At 64.9% G+C, this 22,965-nt stretch carries 21 protein-coding genes and 2 pseudogenes; 11 read left to right on the top strand and 12 right to left on the bottom strand.

All coding sequences use genetic code 11. The features are described from left to right. The first annotated feature begins 23 nt into the window (after positions 1-23). The 3 genes from TNMX_RS09830 (at position 24) to TNMX_RS09820 (ending at position 2,586) form a co-directional block, all read left to right on the top strand. Entirely contained in the window at positions 24-1,094 is a 1,071-nt protein-coding gene (locus TNMX_RS09830; protein ID WP_038031694.1) for a TIGR04053 family radical SAM/SPASM domain-containing protein, read from the top strand. A gap of 28 nt (positions 1,095-1,122) precedes the next feature. Next, a complete protein-coding gene (locus TNMX_RS09825; protein WP_038031692.1) occupies positions 1,123-1,551 on the top strand; it encodes a cytochrome c in 429 nt (142 codons plus the stop codon). Between the two features lie 81 nt (positions 1,552-1,632). Next, entirely contained in the window at positions 1,633-2,586 is a 954-nt protein-coding gene (locus TNMX_RS09820) for a hypothetical protein (protein ID WP_038031690.1), read from the top strand. Here TNMX_RS09820 and TNMX_RS09815 read toward each other — a convergent pair. The 6 genes from TNMX_RS09815 to TNMX_RS09790 form a co-directional block, all read right to left on the bottom strand. Then, positions 2,573-2,893 (bottom strand): NifB/NifX family molybdenum-iron cluster-binding protein, encoded by a 321-nt coding sequence (locus tag TNMX_RS09815; RefSeq protein ID WP_038031688.1) that lies wholly within the window; start codon positions 2,891-2,893, stop codon positions 2,573-2,575. The genes TNMX_RS09820 and TNMX_RS09815 overlap by 14 nt on opposite strands. Positions 2,894-2,918: 25 nt before the next feature. Continuing rightward, positions 2,919-3,398, bottom strand: a complete 480-nt coding sequence (moaC, locus tag TNMX_RS09810; protein WP_038031686.1) for a cyclic pyranopterin monophosphate synthase MoaC — start codon at positions 3,396-3,398, stop codon at positions 2,919-2,921. A 26-nt stretch (positions 3,399-3,424) separates the two neighbouring features. Further along, positions 3,425-4,924, bottom strand: coding sequence for a TRAP transporter large permease subunit (locus TNMX_RS09805; protein ID WP_038031684.1), 1,500 nt, complete (start codon positions 4,922-4,924; stop codon positions 3,425-3,427). Continuing rightward, positions 4,921-5,460, bottom strand: a complete 540-nt coding sequence (locus TNMX_RS09800; protein ID WP_038031682.1) for a TRAP transporter small permease subunit — start codon at positions 5,458-5,460, stop codon at positions 4,921-4,923. The genes TNMX_RS09805 and TNMX_RS09800 overlap by 4 nt, the downstream gene beginning before the upstream one ends. Positions 5,461-5,569: 109 nt before the next feature. After that, on the bottom strand, positions 5,570-6,778 hold the full coding sequence (locus TNMX_RS09795; RefSeq protein ID WP_038031680.1) for an MFS transporter: 1,209 nt from the start codon (positions 6,776-6,778) through the stop codon (positions 5,570-5,572). A 10-nt stretch (positions 6,779-6,788) separates the two neighbouring features. Next, complete coding sequence (locus tag TNMX_RS09790; protein WP_038031679.1) at positions 6,789-7,622, bottom strand: universal stress protein; 834 nt, start codon at positions 7,620-7,622, stop codon at positions 6,789-6,791. A gap of 32 nt (positions 7,623-7,654) precedes the next feature. On the opposite strand from TNMX_RS09790, the gene folP reads away from it, so the two are divergent. From folP to TNMX_RS09775, 3 genes are all read left to right on the top strand, one after another. Next, positions 7,655-8,473 carry a dihydropteroate synthase gene (gene folP / locus TNMX_RS09785; RefSeq protein ID WP_038031676.1) on the top strand — a complete coding sequence of 273 codons (819 nt, stop codon included), beginning with the start codon at positions 7,655-7,657 and terminating at the stop codon, positions 8,471-8,473. 2 nt (positions 8,474-8,475) lie between these two features. Next, a complete protein-coding gene (gene folB / locus TNMX_RS09780; RefSeq protein ID WP_019550757.1) occupies positions 8,476-8,832 on the top strand; it encodes a dihydroneopterin aldolase in 357 nt (118 codons plus the stop codon). Between the two features lie 180 nt (positions 8,833-9,012). Continuing rightward, complete coding sequence (locus TNMX_RS09775) at positions 9,013-9,558, top strand: NYN domain-containing protein (RefSeq protein WP_015715952.1); 546 nt, start codon at positions 9,013-9,015, stop codon at positions 9,556-9,558. A gap of 8 nt (positions 9,559-9,566) precedes the next feature. Here TNMX_RS09775 and ndk read toward each other — a convergent pair whose 3' ends face one another. Both ndk and TNMX_RS09765 read right to left on the bottom strand, forming a co-directional pair. Next, positions 9,567-9,980, bottom strand: coding sequence for a nucleoside-diphosphate kinase (gene ndk / locus TNMX_RS09770; RefSeq protein ID WP_019550759.1), 414 nt, complete (start codon positions 9,978-9,980; stop codon positions 9,567-9,569). A gap of 21 nt (positions 9,981-10,001) precedes the next feature. After that, positions 10,002-10,934 carry a PP2C family serine/threonine-protein phosphatase gene (locus tag TNMX_RS09765; protein WP_038031674.1) on the bottom strand — a complete coding sequence of 311 codons (933 nt, stop codon included), beginning with the start codon at positions 10,932-10,934 and terminating at the stop codon, positions 10,002-10,004. A gap of 129 nt (positions 10,935-11,063) precedes the next feature. Between TNMX_RS09765 and TNMX_RS13620 the strand changes: the two are divergent. The 4 genes and pseudogenes from TNMX_RS13620 to TNMX_RS09755 form a co-directional block, all read left to right on the top strand. Next, a pseudogene (locus tag TNMX_RS13620) lies at positions 11,064-11,381 on the top strand (RtcB family protein); the annotation flags it as partial. Between the two features lie 33 nt (positions 11,382-11,414). Further along, positions 11,415-11,519, top strand: a pseudogene (locus TNMX_RS13615) (hypothetical protein); the annotation flags it as partial. Between the two features lie 69 nt (positions 11,520-11,588). Continuing rightward, entirely contained in the window at positions 11,589-13,940 is a 2,352-nt protein-coding gene (locus TNMX_RS09760) for an RtcB family protein (RefSeq protein WP_371180296.1), read from the top strand. A gap of 41 nt (positions 13,941-13,981) precedes the next feature. After that, complete coding sequence (locus TNMX_RS09755; protein WP_038031672.1) at positions 13,982-15,451, top strand: phosphodiester glycosidase family protein; 1,470 nt, start codon at positions 13,982-13,984, stop codon at positions 15,449-15,451. A 121-nt stretch (positions 15,452-15,572) separates the two neighbouring features. On the opposite strand, the gene pyk is transcribed toward TNMX_RS09755, so the two are convergent. The 4 genes from pyk to dnaA form a co-directional block, all read right to left on the bottom strand. Next, positions 15,573-16,997, bottom strand: coding sequence for a pyruvate kinase (pyk, locus tag TNMX_RS09750; protein ID WP_038031669.1), 1,425 nt, complete (start codon positions 16,995-16,997; stop codon positions 15,573-15,575). Then, the gene (gene eno, locus TNMX_RS09745; protein ID WP_038031667.1) at positions 16,984-18,252 is read right to left on the bottom strand and encodes a phosphopyruvate hydratase; all 1,269 of its coding nucleotides are present in this window, start codon (positions 18,250-18,252) and stop codon (positions 16,984-16,986) included. Before eno ends, pyk begins: the two co-directional genes overlap by 14 nt. Before the next feature lie 53 nt (positions 18,253-18,305). Beyond that, a complete protein-coding gene (dnaN, locus tag TNMX_RS09740) occupies positions 18,306-19,463 on the bottom strand; it encodes a DNA polymerase III subunit beta (protein WP_038031666.1) in 1,158 nt (385 codons plus the stop codon). A gap of 300 nt (positions 19,464-19,763) precedes the next feature. Beyond that, positions 19,764-21,077 (bottom strand): chromosomal replication initiator protein DnaA, encoded by a 1,314-nt coding sequence (gene dnaA / locus TNMX_RS09735; protein WP_026328994.1) that lies wholly within the window; start codon positions 21,075-21,077, stop codon positions 19,764-19,766. A gap of 44 nt (positions 21,078-21,121) precedes the next feature. Here dnaA and mnmG point away from each other — a divergent pair, with 44 nt between their 5' ends. Further along, on the top strand, positions 21,122-22,936 hold the full coding sequence (gene mnmG, locus TNMX_RS09730) for a tRNA uridine-5-carboxymethylaminomethyl(34) synthesis enzyme MnmG (protein ID WP_256378176.1): 1,815 nt from the start codon (positions 21,122-21,124) through the stop codon (positions 22,934-22,936). The last annotated feature ends 29 nt before the right edge of the window (positions 22,937-22,965 follow it).

Here is a 22,965-nt window from a genome sequence, read left to right as displayed (position 1 = left end):
CCCCCAGGCGGCATCCTGGAGGCATGAAGCCCGACCTTCACCGCTTCCCCCTCCTGGTGGCCTGGGAGATGACCCGGGCCTGCCTGCTCGCCTGCCAGCACTGCCGGGCCTCGGCGGTGCCGGACCCCTTACCCGGGGAGCTCACCACCGAGGAAGGCTTGAGGCTCTTGGAGGAGCTCGCCACCTACACCCCCAAGCCCATCCTCCTGCCCACGGGAGGCGATCCCCTGGCCCGGCCCGACCTCTTCCTCCTGCTGGAGGAGGCCAAACGCCTGGGCCTTAAGGTGGGGATCACTCCCGCCGTCACCCCCAGGCTCACCCGGGAGGTGGTGGAGCGCTTCAAGGAGCTTTCCGTGCACCAGATGGCCATCTCCCTGGACGGGGCGAGCCCCGAAAGCCACGATGGCTTCCGCGGAGTCCCGGGCACCTTCGCCCTGGCCCTACAGGCCCTGGAATGGGCCCGGGAGGTGGGCCTCATGACCCAGGTGAACACCACCGTGACCCGAAAGACCAAGGGGGAACTCACCGGCATCGCCGAGATCCTGGCGGCCAAAGGGGTGGCCACCTGGGAGGTCTTCTTCCTGGTACCCGTGGGCCGGGGAGCGCTTTTAGAGCAACTCTCCCCTGAGGAATACGAGGAGGTGATGCACCTCCTTTACGATCTCTCCCGCCGCCACCCCTTCAAGGTGCGCACCACGGAAGGCCCCATGTTCCGCCGGGTGGCCCTGGAGCGCCGCAAGAAGGAAGGAGGGGAGGACGGAGCCCTGGTGGGGGAAGGCCGGGGGGTGCACCTCTCCGACGGCTTCGGCTTCGTCTTCGTTTCCTCCACGGGGGAGGTGTATCCCTCGGGGTTTCTCCCCCTCTCCGCCGGCAATGTGCGGGAGAAGCCCCTTCTGGAGATCTACCGGAATAGCCCCCTTTTCCTCGAGCTCCGCAACAAGGCCCTTCTCAAGGGCAAGTGCGGGGTCTGCGAGTACCGGGAGCTTTGCGGGGGAAGCCGGGCCCGGGCCTGGGCGGAAACCGGGGATCACCTGGCCGCCGACCCCCGCTGCGCCTACATCCCTAAGGGCCTAGGACAAATGCCCCTGGCCTAAGGGGAGCGGGGTTCCCCATAATGGAGCCATGAAGCGCCTCTTGCCCGCCTTGCTCTTCCTGGGCCTTCTGGCCCTTGGGCAAAGCCCCGGGGCCAAGCTCTACTCCGCCAACTGCCAAAGCTGCCACCAGGCCACGGGGCAAGGGATACCCGGAGCCTTCCCGCCCCTCACCCACCTGGACAAGGTGGTCCAGGCCAAGGGGGGCCGGGAGTACCTGATCCGGGTGGTCCTCTACGGCCTCCAGGGAAGCCTTACGGTGGAGGACAAGACCTATAACGGGTTCATGCCCCCCTTCCGCCAGCTCAAGGACCAGGAGGTGGCCGACCTCCTGAACCACATCCTCACCACCTTCGCCAAGTCCAAGGCCAAGCCCATAAGCGCCGAGGAGGTGAAGGCGCAAAGGGCCAGGGCCCTCTCCCCCCAGGAGGTCCTCAAGTCCCGTCCCCCGGTCAAGTAGACCTGTGTACTCCCTCCCCCCGGGGCCTTTAGGCCCCGGGCACCTTTTCCTTAGCCTTTGGCGAGGGATAATGGTCTTGCCGTGGAGCCTGGGTTCCACCTTCTCTACGCAAGGCGCCTGGCCTGGCGCCACCGGCTCCTCTTGGCCCTTCCCTTGGCGCTTCTAGGCTTTCTCCACCCCTTCTTCGCCCTGGCCTCCCTCCTACCCTTTTTGCTTCCCGCCCGCCTTTGGGAAGGGCGGGCGCTACGGGAGATCGCCCGGGCCAGCCTGGCCTATCCCACCGCCTTGGCCTACGGGGAAGAACGGCTTTGGCAGGAAGCCCGCAAGCTGGAGATCCCTCCTCCCCCCTTCCCCCTGGGCCTTCTCGCCCTCTACCTAGTCCTCCTGGCCTTGGCCTTGGGCTCGTGGACGGGGCTTCCTCCCAGGGAAGCAAGCCCCTTCTGGTCCCTTCCCAACGCCGGGCGCCCCGCAATCCCCCAAACCCCCTTGGAAAGGGAGAAGCCAGCCGAAGCACCCGGGGCTTCACCTGGGAAAACCACGCCGCCCCCGGATTTCCCAGAGGCCCTCAGGAAGCCGCAAGGGAAGGAGCCAGGCCAGGGCCACCCCGCCCCAACCTCCCAGGAGGGAAGGGAACCGGAGCCCAGCCCCCAGGGATCTTCCCCCAGGGGTTCCCCCCGGGCCCCGGGGCAGGGCACCCAGGCGCCAAGCCGAGGGGAAGGAAAGCCAGAAGCCACCCAGGAGGTCCCAGGTCAGGAACCGGGCCAGCCTAAGGAAGCAGGCACCCCCACCCCAGGTGCCTCAGGACCCTCCCCAACCCTGGAGGCTCCCGCCTCCTTGCCCCTCCCAGAGCCCACCGGTCCCGGGCAGGAGCTCCTCGGGCCCGGCCGGGAAGGAAAGGGCCAGGACCTACCCTCCCCTTGGCGGGAGGGAAGCCCTCCAGAGGAAGTGCGCCGGGGAGTGGAGGTCTACCTGGAGCGCACTCCCCTCTCCCCTGAGGCCAAGGAGCTTCTAAGGCGCTACTTTAGCGGGCCCTGACCCTTTCCAACGCCTCGGCCACGCTCACCGGCCCCACCTCCAGCCGATCCGCCATGGGGAAGGCCCCCATGGAACCCCCGTGGCCGAAGCGGGCCCCCACCCGCAGGTCCACATCCTTGAGAAGCTCCCGCATGAGCTCGTGCTTCCTTCCGCCCTCCATGGCGGCGTAGGGGTTTTCCCGCACCTCGAGGAGGCTCACCTTTCCTCCCCCTTCCACCTCGTAGATGGCGAAGCGGGGGGCGTGCCCGAAAGGACCCGGATAAACCTTCTGGTCATCGTTTTTAGATAAGGCGATGGCGATGCGCATAGCCCTAGAATATACCCCAGGGGTATCAAGGGTCAGGGGTGCGCCGCCACTCCCCGCTCTTGCCCCCCGCCTTGTGCAAAAGCTGCACCCTCGAGATCACCAGGCCCTTGGAGGCTGCCTTCAGCATGTCGTACACGGTGAGGGCCGCCACGGCGCAGGCGGTTAGGGCCTCCATCTCCACCCCGGTTTCCGCCTTGGTGCGCACCGTGGCCTCGATGCGCACCCGCTTGGCCTCCCTTTCCAGCTCCACCCCCACCTCCACCCCGGTGAGGGGCAGAGGGTGGCAAAGGGGAATGAGCTCAGAGGTCTTCTTGGCCCCCATGATGCCCGCAAGCTGGGCCACCGTGAGGGGATCCCCCTTCCCCACACCCCCCTTTTCCAGGGCAGCCAGGGCCTCTTCCGTGAGCTCCACATAGGCCTCGGCGGTGGCGGTGCGGAAGGTGGCGGACTTCTCCGTCACGTCCACCATGTGGGGCCTGCCGTCCTTAAAGTGGGTGAGGTCCATGCCTCCAGTCTAGGGCCTGGGCAGGGCTACCCGCCAAAACCCATCCCGCTCACAAAGCGCAGGATGGGGTCCCGCAGGAAGTAGACGAAGAGCAAGACCAGTAACTGCAGCCCGAAGAAGGGAATCCCGCCCAGATAAATATCCGTGGTCTTCACCTCCTTGGGGGCCACGTTCCGCAGGTAGAAGAGGGCAAAGCCAAAGGGCGGGGTGAGGAAGGAGGTCTGCAGGTTCACCCCCACCAGGAGGCCGAACCAGAGCTTGTCTATGCTCAAGGCCTCGGCCCCGATGGCCAGAAGGGGCAGGGCGATGAAGGCGATCTCAAAGAAGTCGATGAAGAAGCCCAGCAGGAAGACCAACACCATCACGAAGAGGATGAAGCCCACCTCACCGCCCGGCAGGCCCGTGAGGAAGCCCTCCACCCAGAGATCCCCGTTGACACCCCGGAAGACCAGGCTGAAAAGGGTGGAGCCGATAAGGATGAAGATGACGAAGGCCGTGAGCTTGGCCGTGCCCTCCATGGCCCCGTAGAGGACCTTGAAGGAAAGCCTGCGGTTCAAAGCCGCCAGGATCAAGGCCCCCACCACCCCCATGGCCCCGGCCTCCGTGGGGGTGGCCAGGCCGATGAGCACTGTACCCAGCACCAAAAAGATGAGAACCAAAGGGGGCACCATGGAAAGAAGGGCCCTTCGGAGGAGGGGATTCCTGCGGATCCAAGGAAGGAGGAGCAGGGTCCAAACCCCCAAGGCCAGGAGCACCTCCAGCCACTCCGCCCAGGCGGGCAGGAAGCGCCCCACCGCATAAGCCCCTACCCCCACCAGCAGATAGGAGAGAAGGGCAAAAGCCGCCTGGGCTTCCTTACCGGCTTCGGGACGGGCTTCCGGAGGAAGGGCGGGAACCCACCTTGGGCGGAAAAGGGCCACGTAGATCACGTAAAGGAAGTAAAAGCCCACGGTAAGGGCGGAGGGGATCAAAGCGGCCTTGTACATATCCCCCACGGAAACCCCTAGCTGGTCCGACAAAACGATGAGGACCACGCTTGGGGGGATGATCTGGGCCAGGGTGGCCGAGCCCAGGATCACCCCGCTGGCGAAGCGGGGGTTATAGCCGTACTTCAGCATGATGGGCAGGGAGATAAGGCCCATGGCCATGACGCTGGCCGCCACCACCCCAGTAGTGGCGGCCAAGATGGCCCCCACGAAAACCACGCTTAGGGCCAAGCCGCCCCTTAAAGGCCCAAAGAGCTTCCCCATGGTGTCCAGGAGGTCTTCGGCCAGGCCGCTTTTCTCCAGGATGATGCCCATGAAGGTGAAGAAGGGGATGGCCAGGAGAAGCTGGTTGGACATGATGCCGAAGATGCGATCGGGCATGGCCTTAAGAAGGGGTGCGGGGAAGATGTCCAGGGCGATGCCCAAAAAGCCGAAAACGATCCCCACCGCCCCCAAGGAGAAGGCCACGGGGTAGCCGGAAAGCAAAAAGACCACCAGAGCCAAAAACATCAGGGGAGGCATGAGGTTTTCCAGGTTCATTCCACCACCTCCCGTTCCTCCTCCACCAGCTGCAGATGCCCCGTGAGGTAGGCGATGCGCTTGATCAGCTCGGAGATCCCCTGGAGGGTCAAAAGGGCAAAGCCCAAGGGCAAGGCCAGCTTGATGGGCCAGCGGGGAAGCCCTCCCACATCGGGGGACATCTCCTTCCCCAGGAAGGAGTTCATGGCCCAGGGCCAGGAGAGGTAGATGACCCCCACCGCCATGGGCAGAAGGAAGAGCACCGTCCCCACCACGTCGATCCAGGCCTGGGTGCGCTTGGAAAAGCGCCCGGAAACAAGGTCGATGCGCACGTGGGCGTTGCGCTTTAAGGCGTAGGCCCCGCCCAGGAGGAAGATCAGGCTGAACAGGTACCACTGGGCCTCGAGGTAGGCGTTGGAGCTGTAGCTGAAGCCGTAGCGCATGATGGCATTGCCCGCGGAAAGCAGGGCCACCAAAAGCACCAGCCACACGGTGAGTCTGCCTATGGCCTCGGTCAAGACATCTATGGCTTGCGAAAGACCCAGGAGAAAGCGCATTCCCAACCCCCTTGAAAACCCGCCCCATCCTACCCAGGGCAAGCGGGGGTGTCAATGCGGGCTTGCGTCCAGAAGGAATTTTTCCCTGGTCCCTTTCCACCCGAAGCCCTTACCGGGCCCGGCGGATCGGGGCTACCAGGAAGGCCCCCAGGAGAAAGAAGGTCCCCGCCAGGAGGAAGAGAACCAGATAACCCAGACCCTCTCCGCTGGCGTTCAGAAGGTCCAATGGCCGCCCGAAGGCTCCCGCCAGCACCTGGGGCACCACGATGGCGGTCTGCCATAAGCCCATGTCGGTGGCGTGGGCCTTGGGATCCCTCAGCACATCCGCCACCAAAGCCCAGTCCACCGCCAGGTAGACCCCGTAGAAAAGGCCAAAGAAAAGGGCCAGGAACAGCATGGCGTCATACCGGGGGAAAAACAGAATGAAGGGCATGAGCAACCCAAGGCCAGCCCCCGAAAGGTAGATCAGGGGCTTTCGGCCCAGCCGGTCCGAGGCCTTCCCTGCGGGAACGCTGGCCAAGGCCGCCCCCAAGGAGATCAGGAGGCCCAAAAGGGCCACCGCCTGGAAGGGCTCATTGGCAAGGGTCCGCCCTAGGGCCTGGAAAACCCGCACCACATCGGCCAGGTAGTACTGCAGGTAGGTCTGGGCCAGGTAAAAGCCCAGCATCACCAAAAAGCGGGTCAGGTAGACCAACAGAAAGTCCCGGTCCCGCCAGGGCCCCGCCATGGCAGCGAGAAAGGGACGGGGATGGGCCCCTGAAGGTCGGTCGGGGGCAACCCGGAGGCTAAGCCCAGCCCCCAGAAGGTTCACAAAGGCCGCCAGATAGGCCTGGAAGGCCAACGGAAGAAGAAACCCCACCGCACCCCCCAGGATCTGGCCGGAAACCTGCAACACCCCCATGTACCCCGAGGCGGTGCCCCTTTCCTTTCGGGGCACCAGGTCGGGGATGAGGGCGGAGTAGGGCCCGGTGGCCAGGTCGTCCGCCACCTGCAGGAGGAGGTAGGCCACCAGGAGCCAGAGGTAGCTTGGGGCATGCGCCAAAAGGAGAAGGGCTATGGCGGTGAGGAGGCTACCCGCAAGGAGGAAGGGCTTTCTCCTGCCCAGGCGGTCGGAGAAGTAGCCCATGATGGGGGGTCCAAGAATGGCCATCACCGCCCCCAGGCCGAAGAGGAAGCCGAGGCGGCTGGCCTTCTCCTCGGGAGGGGAAAGCTCCGCCACCTTGGCGGGCAGGATCACCAGAAGGACCAGGAACCACTTGAAGCTGGTGGCGAACCAATAGGCGGAAAGGGAAAGGTACCAGCCGGGCCCGTGGCGCATGGGCCTTACCTTACCAGACCGTGGCCTCGGGAACCACCAGGAGGGGCAGGGAGCTCTGGTGGGAAAGCACCTCCACCATGCGCCCAAGCCGGTGGCGCCAGGTGCTCTTGGCCTTGGAACCCAGGACCAGGAGGTCCGCCTCCCGAGCCTTGGCCAAGCGCAAAAGGTCCAGCTCCTCTTCCCCCTTGGACACCTCCACCACCCCGGTGGCCTTGAGGAGGCTTTCCAGGTGGGCTTTGGCCCGGGCTAGAACATCCGCTAGCCCCAAGGTTTCAGGATCCAGATAGGTGGGGAAGCAACACCCTCCTTGCCCGCTCACCAGGTGCAGGCCGAAGACCTCAGCCCCCAAGGCCCTTCCCCAAGCCTCCGCCACCCGGAAGGCGCTAAGACTTGCCGGGCTATCGTCCAGCCCCACGGCGATGCGGCGCACCCCCCTGAGGGCCCTGGGGAGCAGCAGAACCGGAACCTCCCCTCGGTGCAGGAGGTAGCGGGCGAGCCCACCCCGGGCCAGGACCTCGAGGGCATCCGTGCCCCGCTGTCCCAAAAGGACCAGGCGGCTTCGCAAGGCCTCCCCAGCCACCACCTGCGCAGGGAAACCCCGGAGCACCCGGGCCCTAAGCCCGGTATCCGCCAGGGTCTTTTGCACCTCCTTCTCCACCTGGCTAAGGGCTTCCTCCAGCCCCGGCCTAAGATGGGGAAAGCGGCGGCCAAGGGCCTCAAAGTAGGGAGTGGGCACCACGTGGAGAAGCTCCGCCGGGATGCCAAGCCCCTCCTGAAGGAAGCGGGCGCTTTCCACCACCGACTCCAAGCCCTCCCCCAAATCCACCGCGGCCAACAGGCGCATGCTTCACCCCCTGGCCCCAATATAATCCTTGCGTGCTCTGGCTTCGCGACCGCACCCTGGACCTCTCCCACCCCCGGATCATGGGGATCCTCAACCTCACCCCCGATTCCTTTTCCGATGGCGGCCTCTACCTGGACCCGGAAAGGGCCCTGGAAAGGGCCAAGACCCTGGTGGCCGAGGGTGCGGATCTTCTGGACCTGGGGGCTGAATCCACCCGCCCCGGGGCCGAGCCCGTGTCCGTGGAGGAGGAAAAGAAGCGGCTTCTTCCTGCCCTCGAGGCCATCCTGGAACTGGGGGTGCCGGTGAGCGTGGACACCCGCAAGCCCGAGGTGGCGGAGGAGGCCCTGAAGCTAGGAGCGCACCTCATCAACGACGTGACGGGCCTTCGGGACGAGCGCATGGTGGCCCTCTGCGCCCGGTACGGGGTGGCGGCGGTGGTCATGCACATGCCCGTGCCCGACCCCCAGGCCATGATGGCCCATGCCCGCTACGGGGACGTGGTGGCCGAGGTGAAGACCTTCCTCAAGGCCCAGGCGGAAAACGCCCTGAGGGCCGGGGTGCCCCAGGTGGTCCTGGACCCGGGGTTCGGCTTCGGGAAACTGCTGGAGCACAACCTGGCCCTCCTTAAACACCTGGAGGAGATCGTGGCCCTGGGCCACCCCGTTTTGGTGGGGCTTTCCCGGAAGCGCTCCATCGGGGAGCTCACGGGGGTGGAGGAACCGGCAAAAAGGGTCCTTGGCTCCGTGGCCGCCCACCTTTTCGCCGCCATGAAGGGGGCCAGGATCCTTCGCGTCCACGACGTGGCCGCCCACCGGGAGGCCCTTGCGGTGTGGAACGCCCTTTGGGAATAGATATGGGGGAGATCGCCCTTTTAGGTTTGGAGTTCTACGGTCGCCACGGGGTGAGGCCCGAGGAAGGCCGGCTTGGAGCCCGGTTTGTGGTGGACCTCTGGCTTAAGGTGCCCTTTGAGGGCAGGGGGGACCGGCTGGAGGAAACCGTGGACTACGCCGCCGTCTACGCCCTGGTGGAGGAGGTGGTGCGCCACCGCCGCTTCTACCTGATCGAGGCCCTGGCCGACCACCTGGCGGAAGCCCTCCTGCAAGCTTTCCCTCGCCTCGAGGGGGTGCGGGTGCGGGTGCACAAGCCCCACGCCCCCATCCCCGGGGTTTTTCGCGACGTGTACGCGGAAACGGAAAAAACGCGCTCCTAGAAACCGTTTCGGCCACTCATCTTGCGCTCATGGGAAAACCGTGGTAGGATAGCCCCGCCCAAAAGGGCTACGTGGAGAAGACCTATCCCTTCCCCCACTGCTCCCCAGGGAGCGGTGGGTTATAAACATTCTCACCCCCTTGGGCTAAACTGAAGGAGCCCGGCAAGGGGCGGGTCTATTATGGAAAGGGTAGCAATATTCATTGACGGCTCCAACCTGTACAAGGGGTTGGTGCAGCACCTGGGGCCGGATTATCGGCTTAACTTCGTGGAGTTTATCAGCCTTCTCACCGCCGGGCGCAGGCTTTTGCGCGCCTACTACTACAACGCCCCCCTTCCTCCAGAAGACCCCGCCGCCAAGGCCCACCAGAGCTTCCTCAACTACCTGAAGCGGGTGCCCTATGTGGCCGTGCGCCTGGGAAGGCTGGAAAGGCGGGCGGATGGCTTCGTGGAAAAGGGGGTGGATATCCAGATCGCCATAGACATCCTGCGCCTGGCCTATGCCGACGCCTATGACGTGGCGGTGCTGGTCTCCGGGGATGGGGACTTCGCCGAGGTGGTCAAGGTGGTCCAGGACATGGGCAAGCAGGTGGAGAACACCACCTTCCACGCCCTTTCCTCCCACCGCCTGGCCCAGCAGGCGGACCGCTTTTATCCCCTGGACGACTTCCCCTGGGAGCGCCTCCGGGCGCAGAGCCTGCCCCAGGCCCCCGAAAGCGGCGAGTAAACCCCGGCCTAGAGGAGTTCCTCGGGTCGGAAGAAAAGGGCGATCTCCCGGCTTGCGTCCTCGAGGCTCGCCGAGCCGTGGATCACGTTCTCGTCGATGGTGGTGGCAAAATCCCCCCGGATGGTGCCGGGAAGGGCGTCCTTGGGGTGGGTGGCCCCCATCATCTTCCGCACCTCGGCCACCACGTTCGGCCCCTCCAGCACCATGGCCACCACCGGACCCGAGGTGATGAAGCTCACCAGGCCGGGGAAGAAGGGTTTCTCCCGGTGCTCGGCGTAATGCCTTTCCGCAAGCTCCTGGCTGATCTGTAAAAGCTTAAGCCCCACGATACGAAAACCCTTCCGCTCAAAGCGGGCAAGGATCTCCCCCACCAGACCCCTTCGCACGCCGTCGGGCTTCACCATGACAAAGGTGCGCTCCATACCCCTAGGAGTTTAGCAGGTCTAGGGCCTTTTGAAGTAGCCCAGCAGGATGTAGGCCACCACCACCACCCAAAGGAGCACCAAAAGGGCATCCCGCCAGTTCAGGCGAACCCGGGGACGCTTGGGCTCCAGGACCTGGGTGGGCAGTTCCTCAGGCTCCTCCCCAAGCTTTAGGCGCACCGGGGCTCCTTTTGCCGCCTCGAGGGGCAGGGCATAGGGGCGACCCCCCTGGGGAAGCTCCTCGGGCACCCGCACCACGATGGCGCTCACGTTATCGGGGCCTCCCCACTCGTTGGCCAAGGCCACCAGGCGCCTGGCCGCCTCCTCCGGGGGAAAGCTCTTCAGAACTTCCCCCAGGGTGCGGTCCTCCAACACCCCGGAAAGGCCATCGCTGCAAAGCAAAAACACATCCCCAGGCTCCAGCTTAAGCCCCATGAGGTCCACCCGGGCCTGGGGAAAGGAGCCCAGGGCGTTGGTGATCACGTTGCGCCAGCGGTGGGTCTTGGCCTCCTCGGGGCTCAAAAGGCCCTGGCGCACCCTTTCCGCCACCCAGGAGTGATCCTCGGTGAGGAGGGTAAGCTCCCCTTTCCTGAGAAGGTAGGCCCTCGAGTCCCCCACATGGGCGATCAAGGCATAGGGAAGATCCAAAAGGAGGCAGGTGGCGGTGGTGCCCATACCCCGGTTCTCGGGGCGTTGCGCCTCCTGGTAAATGCGCTCGTTGGCCTTTTCAAAGGCTTGAAGGAGGGCCCTCGGGCTTGGGTCTACATTGCGCAGGTTCTCCAGGATCATCTCCACGGCCAGCCTGGCCGCCACTTCCCCTGTGCGGTGCCCCCCCATCCCATCCGCCACCACGAAGACCCCTCCCCAGGGGGTGAGGGCATGCCCCACGGCGTCCTCATTTTTGGGCCGCTTGAGGCCGGGGTGGGTTTCCAGGGCGAAGGCCAGACTGGACACGGGGGGATTTTACCGCATAGCCTTGACGCATACCGCATACCGCGGTAGCTTGAGAATAAGCCCGGGCCCGCAAGCCCGGCCTTTTGCTTTGGGTTGCTTGGCCCGGAGGGCCAACACATGGAGGGCGCCATGCGCTTTGAGAAAATCGCCCCCTATACCTACCGCATCCCCCGGCAGGGGAAGATGCGGGTGGATGCGATTTTCTTCGCCTCGGAGGAGATTTTGAAGGACCTCCAGGGGGAAAACTACGCTTCCCTGCAGCAGCTCATGAACGTGGCCACCCTGCCGGGGATCGTGGAACCCGCCCTGGCCATGCCCGACATCCACTGGGGCTACGGCTTCCCCATCGGGGGGGTGGCGGCCTTCGATCCCGAGGAAGGAGGGGTGGTGAGCCCGGGAGGGGTGGGATTTGACATCAACTGCCTTCCTGCCGGCACCCGCGTACTCTTTCATGACCGCTACACCCGCCCCATAGAGGAGGTGGCGAGGGAACAAGAACCCCTCCTCACCGTGTGGCGGCTTGGGGAAAAAGCCGAGGCAGGCAAAGCCTTTCTCCTCCTCTCCCGAGAAGCGGAAACCCTGGTGCGCCTCCGCACCGAGGGAGGGTTCATCCTGGAGGCCACCCCCGATCATCCCGTCTACACCCCCTCGGGAATGCGTCCCATAGGCACCCTGAAAAAGGGAGACCAGGTGGCCGTCCACCCCTTCCAGGGCTTTCCCCACGAACCCCCTCCGTCCCTGACCCTTCTAAGCGAGGAAAGGGCCCAAGCCCTAGGCCTTGCCCTGGGGTTTCCCCGAGCGGCAGATGTGCTGAAAGAGAAGGGGCTCCTTCCCCTACAGGCGGACCACCCTCACTTGCCAGCTATCCTACGCCTCTTGGGCTACGCCTTGGGGGATGGAACCCTTTACCGGTCCCGGGGCAGGGGGTACCTGGTGCTCTATGGGGACGAAGAAGGACTCCTGGAAGCCAAGGAGGACCTTAAGCGTCTGGGCTTCCAGGCTGGGGGCCCTTACGTTCGGGTACGAAACCACAGCTTCCGAGGACGGACCTTCACCTACCAAGAGGCTAGCCTTAAGGCCTCCTCCCGGGCTTTGTTCCTCCTTCTCCACGCCTTAGGCCTTCCCGAGGGCCCCAAGGCGCAAACGGCTTTTGCCTTACCTCATTGGCTCTTCTTCATTCCCGCTTGGCTTAAAGCCAACTTTTTAGCAGGACTATTCGGAGCGGAGCTCTCCGCGCCGAAGTGGGTAAGCGGACATGGGTACAACCTCGCCTCTCCTGTGCTCTCCCAGTCCAAACGGAAAAGCCTTTTGGGGATTGGCCGGACCTTCATGGAAGATCTGGCCCGCTTAATGGAAAGCTTGGGCCTGGAAGTCCAGTCCCTGCGTGAGGAACTGGATTGGGAGGAACCCGCTGATCCTTCCCACCGCTTCAAACTGATCCTCCGGAGTACACCGGAAAACCTCAGCCTCCTTTACGAGAGGGTGGGCTATGCCTACGCTCCCCAAAAAGCCTGGCTAGCCCAGGCGGCCGCTTTCTACCTGCGCCTGAAAAAGGCCCACTTAGAAGCTCGGGAAACCCAGGCCGAGGAGGTCTTGGCCCTACGGCAGGCAGGCCTAGGACCAAAACGCATCGCCGCCACCCTAGGCCTTCCTCGGCGCTTCGTGGAGCGTACCCTTTACGAGAAGCGAGGTGGATTCCGCCCCTGGGGATTTCCCACCTTCCCTGAGTTCCTCCAAAGGGCCGGCCCCATGTTTTTTGACAGGGTAGTGGCTATGGAAACCGTTCCCCACGGGGGAAGGGTTTACGACCTCTCCATGGCTCATGAGGGACACAACTTTGTGGCCGAAGGGTTTGTGGTCTCCAACTGCGGGGTACGCCTTTTGGCCTCCCATCTCACCCTGGAAGACCTCCTCCCCCGCCAACGGGAGCTGGCCGATACTCTCTACCGCCTCATCCCCTCGGGGGTGGGAAGCGAGCGCAAGGACGTGCGCTTCAGCAAGAAGGAGCTTAAGGAGATCCTCAGGGAGGGGGCTGGCTGGCTCATCCGCAGGGGCTTCGGCTACCCGGAGGACCTCCACTTCATCGAGTCGGAGGGCCGCCTCCCCTGGGCCAACCCGGACAAGGTTTCGGAGAGGGCCTTCGAACGGGGAGCTCCCCAGATCGGCACCCTGGGAAGCGGGAACCATTTCCTCGAGGTCCAGTACGTGGACCAGATCTACGACGAGGAAGCCGCCGAAGCCTTCGGCCTCTTTCCCAACCAGATCACCGTCCTCATCCACACGGGAAGCCGGGGCCTCGGCCACCAGGTCTGCCAGGACTATGTGGAAAGATTCCTCAAGGTGGCCCCCCGCTACGGCATAGAGCTGGTGGACAAGCAGTTGGCGGCAGCCCCCATCCAGAGCCCGGAGGGCCAGGACTACCTTCAGGCCATGGCCGCCGCCGCCAACTTCGCCTTCGCCAACCGGCAGCTGATCGCCCACTTTGTGCGGGAAGCCTTCGAGGCGGTGGGCTTCCCACCCAGGGAGCATGGCCTAAGGGTCCTCTACGACCTGGCCCACAACAACGCCAAGTTTGAGGAGCACGGGGGAAAGAGGGTCCTGGTACACCGCAAAGGGGCCACCCGGGCCTTCGGCCCCGGAAACCCCGAGATCCCCCTGGAGTACCGGCATGTGGGCCAGCCCGTGCTGGTGCCCGGGGACATGGGCCGCTACTCTTATGTGCTTTCGGGAACGGAAAAGGCCATGGCGGTATCCTTCGGCTCCAGCTGCCATGGAGCCGGACGCAAGATGAGCCGCCACCAGGCCAAGCGGGTGGCCCGGGAGCGCAACCTGATCAAGGAACTGGCGGAAAGGGGCATCCTGGTGCGGGCGGCCACCAAGGCCACCGTGGACGAGGAGATGCCCGAGGCCTACAAGGATGTTTCCGTGGTGGTGGAGGCGGTCCAGGGAGCTGGAATCGGAAAGAAGGTGGCCCGCCTAAGGCCCCTCATCGTGGTCAAGGGATAAACTCTAAGCGCTTTCTCACCGCCATCTGCTCCCATGGAGGGATGAGGCTCCTAGCTCTCCTCCTTTTCCTCTCCTGCTCCCTGGCCCAGACCCTACTTCCCGCCAGCACCTTTGGCCTTTCCTTTCGGGAGGAGGCTTCGGCCTGGATTTACGAGGGGGAGGGGGTGCGCTTCGTCTACGTGCCGGGGGTGGGCTGGGCGGAGCCCTTGGACCCCAGACTTCCCCCACCCGATGGGGAAAAACTGCCCCTCGAGGCCCTGAAGGCCTTGGGCTACTTCCGCACCCCGGAGGCCGGGGTACGCCACGGCGCCCAAGGACGGGCCCTCCGCCTGGTGCTGGACCTCCCCGGGCCCGAACCTGCAGCCAAGCCTTCCTCGGAGGGCCAGGCTCCAGGAAGCCTTTCCCTCCTTCTCCCCTACCTGGCCCCGGGGATGACCCAGGTTCCCTGGCCCAAGGGCATGGAGGCCCGGGTGCGCCTTTTGCCAGGGGGCACAGAGCTCAGCCTGAACTTCCCGGGAAAGCTCCTTCGCTACCGCCTCTTTCCCCTGAAGGACCCCGCGCGCCTGGTCCTGGATCTCTATGCCCTCGAGGCCGAGGTGGAGGAACCCGTGGCCGCGGGAGTCCGCTATCGGGAGATCTGGGCCTTTACCCCAGAGCCCCTAAGGCTTTACCTGGTGGAGGCGGAGAAAGGCAGGCTGGTTCCTGTGGGCAAGCCCGGGGTCCGGGCCCTACCCAAGGACCTTGCCCCAAACGCCCTGGCGGTGCTGAACGGGGGGTACTTTGACCCCAAAACCGCTACCCCCATCGGCCTCTGGGTCCAGGACGGGGTTACGGTTTCCTATCCCAGCGGCCGCATGGCTCTCTTATGGGATGGATTCAGCTTCTTCCTGGGGGTTCCCCGGTTTGAGGCAATGGTCCAGGGTCCTTCCGGAGAGCGGGTGCGGGTGGGCATCAACACCTCCCGGGCCCGCTACACCGCCCACACGGTCCCGGGACCCGTGGGCATGGAGGGGGAGGAGGTGGCCTTGGTGATGGGAAACCGGGTACAGGCCATCTTCCCCGCCCCCCAGGAACTTCCTCCTGGAGCCTGGGCCCTTACCTTTCCCAAAGGAGCCCCTCCCTTTCCCCTAAAGCCTGGGGACACCCTAAGCCTCTACGGGCGCCTGGACCCCCCTTTCCGCTACGCACTGGAAGCAGGCCCCCTTTTGGTCCAGAAAGGCCAGTACGCCTTTGACCCCAACCGGGAGAACTTCCGCGACCCAAGGCCCCTCCAGGCCATAGCCCCCCAGGCGGCCGTGGCCTGGACCCGGGAGGGGAAGCTTTGGCTTTTGGTTTCCGAGCCCACCACCCCCGGGGTCCTGGCCCGGGCCCTCCTCACCTTGGGGGCGTGGAACGCCCTAAGGATGGACGGGGGTGGATCCGCCCAGCTCTGGGTCAAGGGGAGGCTACGGAACCCTTACCAGGGCTCTCCCAGGCCTGTGGTTAGCGCCTTGGCCCTCTACGCTCCTTGAAGGTGCCTCCCCCCACGGGAAGCGGGAAGTTAACCCCACATCCGGACTGCTTTGGGGAGAGTACCCCTGCAAAAAGGCTTTTCCAGGATTCCCACCCTGGCACGGCCAGGGTGGGGTGATGTTAGCTCACCCGCTCCACCCGGATGAGGTTGGTGGTCCCCCGCACCCCAAAGGGCACTCCCGCGGCGATCACCACCCTCTCCCCCACCTGGGCCAGCCCGCAGGCCTTGGCCTTCTCCAGGGCGATGCGCACCATGTCGTCGGTGTCCTGGGGGTCGGGGGCCAGATGGGGCAGAACACCCCAGACCAAGGCCAGCTGCCGCTCCACCTCGGGGTTCGGGGTGAGGGCCAGGATGGGCACTTTGGGCCGCGTGCGGGCAATGCGCCTGGCGGAGCTTCCCGTGGCGGTAAAGACCACAATGGCCTTGGCTTCCACCGCCTCCACGATGTCGTCCGCCGCCTGGGCGATGGCGTCCTGGGTGGTGGGGGTGGGAGCCGGGCGGAGGACGTTGAGCTTTTGCAAGAACTCGGGGGAGGACTCCACCACCCGGGCGATCCTGGCCATGGTGGCCACCGCCTCCACCGGGTAAGCCCCGGCAGCGGTTTCCGCGGAGAGCATCACCGCATCCGTGCCGTCGAAGATGGCGTTGGCCACATCCGAGGCCTCTGCCCGGGTGGGGCTTGGGTTCTGCACCATGGACTCCAGCATCTGGGTGGCGGTGATCACCGGCTTGCCGGCGGCGATGGCCCAGAGGATAAGGCGCTTTTGCATGATGGGCACCTCCTCCAGAGGCATCTCCACCCCCAGGTCCCCCCGGGCCACCATGATGCCGTCGGCCTCTTCCAGGATCTCCTCAAAGCGGTAGACGGCGGAAGGCTTCTCTATCTTGGCCATGAGCCGGGCCCGGGAACCATGCCGGGCCAGGTAGTGCCGGGCCAGGAGCAGGTCATCCCGGGTGCGCACGAAGGAAACCGCCACCCAGTCCACCCCGAGCTCCGCCCCCAGGGCCAGGTCCTGGATGTCCTTTTCCGAGAGAGCGGGGATGGAAAGATCCGAGCCAGGGACGTTGATCCCCTTACTGTCGGAAAGAATCCCACCCAGCTCCACCACGGTGTGGATCTCGTCCCCTTGGATCCTCTCCACCCGAAGGCGCAGGCGGCCGTCGTCCAAGAGGAGCACCTGACCGGGAGCCACGTCCTCGGGAAGCCCCTTGTAGGTGATGGAAACCCGGGTCTCGTCCCCCTCCACGGGAGCCCGGGTGAGGATAAAGGGCTGGCCCACCTTCAGCTCCACCCGGCCCTCCTTGAACCGGCCGATGCGGATCTTGGGGCCCTGGAGGTCCTGGAGGATGGCCAGGGTTTTGCCCAGTTCCTTCTCCACCTCCCGCACCCAGGCCACCCGTTTCCGGTGCTCCTCGTGGGTGCCGTGGCTAAAGTTCAGGCGAAAGACATCCGCCCCTGCCTCCGCCAGAGCCCGGATGGCTTCCTTGGAGTCCGAAGCGGGCCCCAGGGTGGCCACAATCTTGGTGCGCTTAAAAGGCCTCATACCCTAAAAAGCGCGCCGCACGCCCCAGCTCCTCCTCGATGCGCAGGAGCTGGTTGTACTTGGAAAGGCGATCCGAACGGGAGAGGGAACCCGTCTTGATCTGCCCGGCGTTCACCGCCACCGCTAGGTCGGCGATGAAGCTGTCCTCGGTTTCCCCGGAGCGGTGGCTGATCACCGCCCGGTAGCCGGAGCGCTGGGCCAGGCGGATGGCCTCGAGGGTCTCGGAAAGGGTGCCGATCTGGTTCACCTTCACCAGGATGGCGTTGGCCACACCTTGCTGGATCCCTTGGCGAAGCCTGTCCGGGTTGGTTACGAAAAGGTCATCCCCCACCAGCTGGACCCTGCCACCCAGGCGCTCGGTGAGAAGCCGCCAGCCTTCCCAGTCGTCCTCCGCCAGGCCGTCCTCAATGGAGCGGATGGGGTATTTGTCCACCCATGTGGCCCAGAACTCCACCATCTCCTCCGAGGAAAGCACCCGCCCTTCCCCTTCCAGGTGGTACTTCCCCTCCTGGTAAAGCTCGCTGGCCGCGGGATCCAGGGCCAGGGAAACCTCCTGCCCCGGGGTGTATCCCGCCCGCTCAATGGCCAAAAGAAGAAGCTCTATGGCCTCCTCGTTGCTCCTTAGGTCCGGAGCGAAGCCTCCCTCGTCCCCCACATTGGTGCTGTATCCCTTTTCCTTCAGCACCCCCTTCAGGGTGTGGAAGACCTCAGCCCCCACCCGCAAGGCCTCGGAAAAGCTTTCCACCCCCGCAGGCACCAGCATGAACTCCTGGAAATCCACCCGGTTGTCCGCGTGCTTTCCCCCGTTGATCACGTTCATAAGGGGAACCGGCAAAGTAACCGCCTGAACTCCCCCCAAATAACGGTATAAAGGCAGACCCAAAGCCTCCGCCGCCGCCCGGGCTGTGGCCAGGGAAACCGCCAGGATGGCGTTGGCCCCCAGGTTGGACTTGTTAGGAGTGCCGTCCAGCTCCAGCATGGCCCGGTCCACCCCCTCCTGGTCCAGGGCATCCCGGCCGATGAGCTCGGGGGCGATGCGTTCCAGGATGTGGGCCACCGCCCGGCGCACCCCCTTCCCCAGGTAACGCCTACCCCCATCCCGTAGCTCCAAGGCCTCATGGGTGCCGGTGGAGGCTCCGGAGGGCACCATGGCCCTGCCCCTGGCACCACCTTCCAGCTCCACCTCGGCCTCCACCGTGGGAAAGCCCCTAGAGTCTAAAACCTCCCTGGCTTTCACGTTCACGATCGTGGTCATGGACTCCTCCCCTAAGCGTTTCTGGAAGCGCTTCCCGCCCCTCGGAGCCAAGTTTACACCCGTAGGGGCACCACCACCGCCTGGTACCCCTCCGCCGCCTCCCCGGAGGAAGCCTCCCCTGGGCGCACCAGGCTAGGGCTGGTGGGCCCGGAAAGCAACAACACCGCCTGGCCGGAGAGAGGGGAAAGGGCCTCCAAGAGATAGCGGGCGTTGTAGGCCACCGCCAGGGGCAGGCCCTCGAGGTGCACGGGAACCTCCTCCTGCCCCTTGCCGTAGTCCCCCTCAGCGGAGAGCAATACCCGCCCCTCCTCAAAAAGAAGGTCCACCCTATGGTTTTGCCGGTCAGAAAGGACGCTCACCCGGCGCAGGGCCTCCCGGAAGGCCTCCACATCGAAGGCCGCCTTCAGGGGAAACTCCTTGGGGATCACCCGCTCATAGTCCGGGAACTCCCCTTCCATAAGCCGGACAGCCATGCGCAGCTGTCCCTTGCCGGTGGCGGCAGCGCCTTGCGAACCGCTGGTGGCGAGGCCTAGAACCCCCGGGCCCAGGGCCAGGGCCACCTCCCCCTCGCCCATACCCTTCAGAACCCTCACCATCTCGTCCACGCTTCGGGCAGGCACCACCACCTTCTTGGCAAAGGGTTGGGGCTTGGCAAGCCTGTAAAGGGCCAGGCGGTACCCGTCGGAGGCCACGGAGCGAAGCCCGCCCTCGGAAAACTCCAGCTGCACACCCCGGAAGATCGCCCGGTACTCTTCGTTGCTGGCCGCATAGCGCACGTGGGATAGCGCCTTAAGAAGCTCCTCCACCGGCAAAAGGGTCTGGAGGGGATAGGGCTCTGCGGGGCCTTCCAGGCTGGGAAAGAAAAGCTCCGGGTAGCCTTCGTCGGGGGCAAGGCTCAGCCGGGTGCTGAAGGAACCCGAAGAAAGGGAAAGCTCCGCACCGAAGTCCAGCTCCACCTGATCCCCGGGAAGGCTGCGCACCAGTTGGAAGAAAGGCTGGGCGGGAACCAGAAAACGCCCCTCTCCCTCCGTGGGAAGCTCCAGGCGCACTTCCAGATCCACCTCGCCATTGGTTCCGAACAACACCAGGGCATCTGGCGTAAGGGCTAGGCCCAAGTAGGTAAAAAGGGGGTTGGAGCTTCGCGTGGGAATGACCCGTTCCAGCAAGGCCACGTGTTCGGTTAGCAGGGTTTTTGGAACTTTCACCTTCACGGGGTTTGCCTCCTCTCTACTGTTCTTACTATGGGTTTCTTAAAGATCTTAAAGGATAGTAGTCGTAGTAATAGGGGCTGTGGATATGTGGATAAGGGGTAGAAAATGCTGTGTGGGAGCGAAAAGGGCTTGTGGAAAACCTTTGTGGATAACTGGCCTTGGGTTGTGGATAAGCTGTGGATAACTGGCCAGTTATCCACAGGCTCCGAAGGGGGGTTGGTTTTCCACAGTTTGTCCACAGGGTTATCCACAGGAAAATCGGGGTTATCCACAGGGTTATCCACAGGTTATCCACAGGGGTCATGTCAGGGCCTCTTTCAGGCTGCGAAGCAGCTTCTGCACCTCTCGGTCGCTTTCCGAAAGCTCCTGAACCTTTTGGATGGCATAGAGGACGGTGGTATGGTCCCGCCCTCCGAAGAGCTGGCCGATTTCCGGGAGGGAGGAGCGGGTGAGTTCCCGCACCAGGAACATGGCGATCTGGCGGGGTAAAACCACCTCCTTGCGCCGGCCACCTCCCACCAGGTCCTCCGGGCGCAGGGCGAAGTACTCCGCCACCTTGCGCACGATCTCGTGGGGATCCACCTCCACCTCCTTGGAGGCGAAGATGTCGGAAAGCGCCTTGGCGGCCACGGCGCGGGTGAGTTCCACCCCGTTTAGGGAAGCGTAGGCGATGGTGCGCATCAGAGCACCCTCCAGCTCGCGGATGTTGGAGGTCACCTGCCGGGCTATGTACTCCAGCACCTCCTCGCTGATCCTGAGACCCCGTTGCTCGGCGTTCATCTTGAGGATGGCGATGCGGGTTTCCAGGTCAGGGGGCTGGATGTCGGTGATGAGGCCCCATTCGAACCGGCTTCGTAAGCGGGCCTCGAGGGTCAGGATATCCTTGGGGGGCCGGTCGGAGGAGAGGATGATCTGCTTGTGGGCCTCGTAGAGGGCGTTGAAGGTGTGGAAGAACTCCTCCTGGGTGCGCTCCTTGCCGGCGATGAACTGGATGTCGTCCACCAAGAGAAGGTCCACGGAGCGGTACCGCTCGCGGAATTCCGTCATGCGGTCCTCGCGGATGGCGTTGATGAGCTCGTTGGTGAAGGTTTCCGTGGATACGTACTCGATCTTCAGGTGGGGGAAACGTTTGGCCACGGAGTGCCCCACGGCGTGCATGAGGTGGGTCTTGCCCAGGCCCACGCCCCCGTAGATGAAAAGGGGGTTGTAGGCGCGCCCCGGGGACTCGGCCACCGCCACCGCCGCCGCATGGGCCATGGAGTTGTTGGGCCCCACCACGAAGTTTTCAAAGGTGTACTTGGGGTTGAGGTTGGGCTTGGCTGCTTCGGAAGGGGCAGGGGTGTGGAAGATATCCTCCTGGACGGCCACGCTGGGGACCACCTTGAGCTCAAACCGGGGAGGCTGGGCTCCCAGGAGACCCAGGGCCTCCTGGATCAGCTCGGCGTAGTGGCGCTTGATCCAGTCCAGGGCGAAGGAGGTGGGCACCGCCAGCTGGAGTACCCCATCCTGGATGCCCAAGGGGCGGATGCGCTCGAACCAGGTGTGGAACTCCACCTCGGTGATGTTGCGGCGGATGTGCTCCAGGATGTGTTGCCAGACGGCCTCGTGGGTCAAGGCTACCCCCCCGCGTTTCCGGAGGAACATTCTACGCCAAGGCCTTGGGTAAAGTGGAGGGTGGGATGCGTTACGACGTGGTGGTGGTGGGAGGTGGGCATGCAGGGCTGGAGGCGGCCTGGGCGGCCGCGGCCCTCGGAGTGCGGGTGGCCCTGGTCACCATCAACCCCGAGCGCATAGGCATGATGCCCTGCAACCCGGCGGTGGGCGGACCCGGCAAAAGCCAGCTGGTGGCGGAGCTCACCGCCCTGGGGGGGCTTATGGGCCGGGCGGCGGACGCCACCGCCATCCACACCCGGGTGCTGAACCGCTCCAAGGGACCGGCGGTGCAAAGCTTGAGGGTCCAGGTGGACCGGGATCTCTACGCCCTTAAGGCCCAGGAAATCCTGGCGGAGAGGCCGGTCGAGGTGATCCGGGGGGAGGTGGCGAGCCTCTTTGTGGAGGGGGGAAGACTTCTTGGGGTGCGCACCGTGGATGGCCGGGAGATTCCCGCCAAGGCGGTGGTGGTGGCGGGGGGAACCTTCCTGGGGGGGGTGGTCTGGTACGGAAGGCGTTCCCGGCCAGCGGGACGGCAGGGGGAGCCGCCGGCCCGGTTCCTTTCCCGTAGCCTCGAGGCCGTCGGCCACACCCTGCGCCGGTTCAAGACGGGGACCCCACCCCGGATCCGGGCGGATTCCGTGGACTTCTCGGAGCTCTTGGTGGTGCCCCCGGAGGTACCCCCGGGAAGCTTCACGGGAAGCCCGGGACCCCATGCGGCCAAGCTTCCCACGTGGCAGACCCGGACCACATCCCGCACCCACCGCCTGATCCTGGAGAACCTGCACCTGTCTCCCCTTTATGCCGGGGATATCGTGGGCATCGGTCCCCGCTACTGCCCCTCCATTGAGGATAAGGTGGTGCGCTTTTCCGACAAGGATAGCCACCTTCTCTTCGTGGAGCCCGACGGGCTTGCCACCAGCGAGGTGTACCTGCAGGGGTTCTCCTCCAGCCTGCCGCCGGAGCTCCAGGAGGAGATGGTGAAAAGCCTGCCGGGGTTTGGGCGGGCGGTGATCCAGCGCTACGCTTACGCGGTGGAGTACGACAGCCTGGATCCCACGGAGCTTACCCGGGGGCTCCGGTCCCGCTTCCTCCCTGGGTTGTTCGCTGCCGGGCAGGTGAACGGCACCTCGGGGTACGAGGAGGCCGCGGCCCAGGGCCTCCTGGCGGGGCTGAACGCTGCCCGGTATGCCCTGGGCCTCTCAGAGGTGCATCTCCCCCGGGAAAGCGGCTACATCGGGGTGATGGTGGACGACCTGGTGGGCCGGGGTACGGACGAGCCCTACCGGATGATGACCTCGAGGGTGGAGCTCCGCCTCCTCTGCCGGGCGGACAATGCGGACGAGCGCCTGGTGCCCTTGGCGGTGGAGTGGGGCCTTAGGCCCAGGGAGGATCTGGAAGCGATGAGGGAAAAGTACCGCCGGGTGGAGGCGGAGCTAAGGCGCCTCGAGGCCTTGCGGGTGGATGGGGTGAGCGGCTTGGTGTGGCTGAGGCGTCCGGAAAACACCTACGGGGCCTTGGCGGAACGCTTTCCCCCACCTGTTCCTTTGAGCCCCGAAGAAGCCTACCAGGTGGAGGTGCGGGCCAAGTACGCGGGGTACATCGAGCGGCAGGAGCAGCTGCGGGAAAAGCTGAGGGACCTGGAGGGCTTTCGCATACCCGAGGGTTTGGAGTTCCCCCGGGTCCCGGGCCTTTCCCGGGAGGCCGTGGAAAAGCTTTCCCGGGTGAGGCCCCGGACCGTGGCGGAGGCTGCCCGGGTCCCTGGGATACGGGACTCGGACCTCACGGCCCTGCTGGTGCACCTCAGGGTGCTTTCCCGGTGAGAGGGGGATGTTTCCCGTGAAACATTGGG

Source organism: Thermus sp. NMX2.A1 (assembly GCF_000511705.1).
In the GTDB taxonomy this organism is placed as follows: Bacteria; Deinococcota; Deinococci; order Deinococcales; family Thermaceae; genus Thermus; species Thermus scotoductus.
Note: the sequence above shows the minus strand (reverse complement) of the source record. Positions and strands in the feature narration are given on the sequence as shown.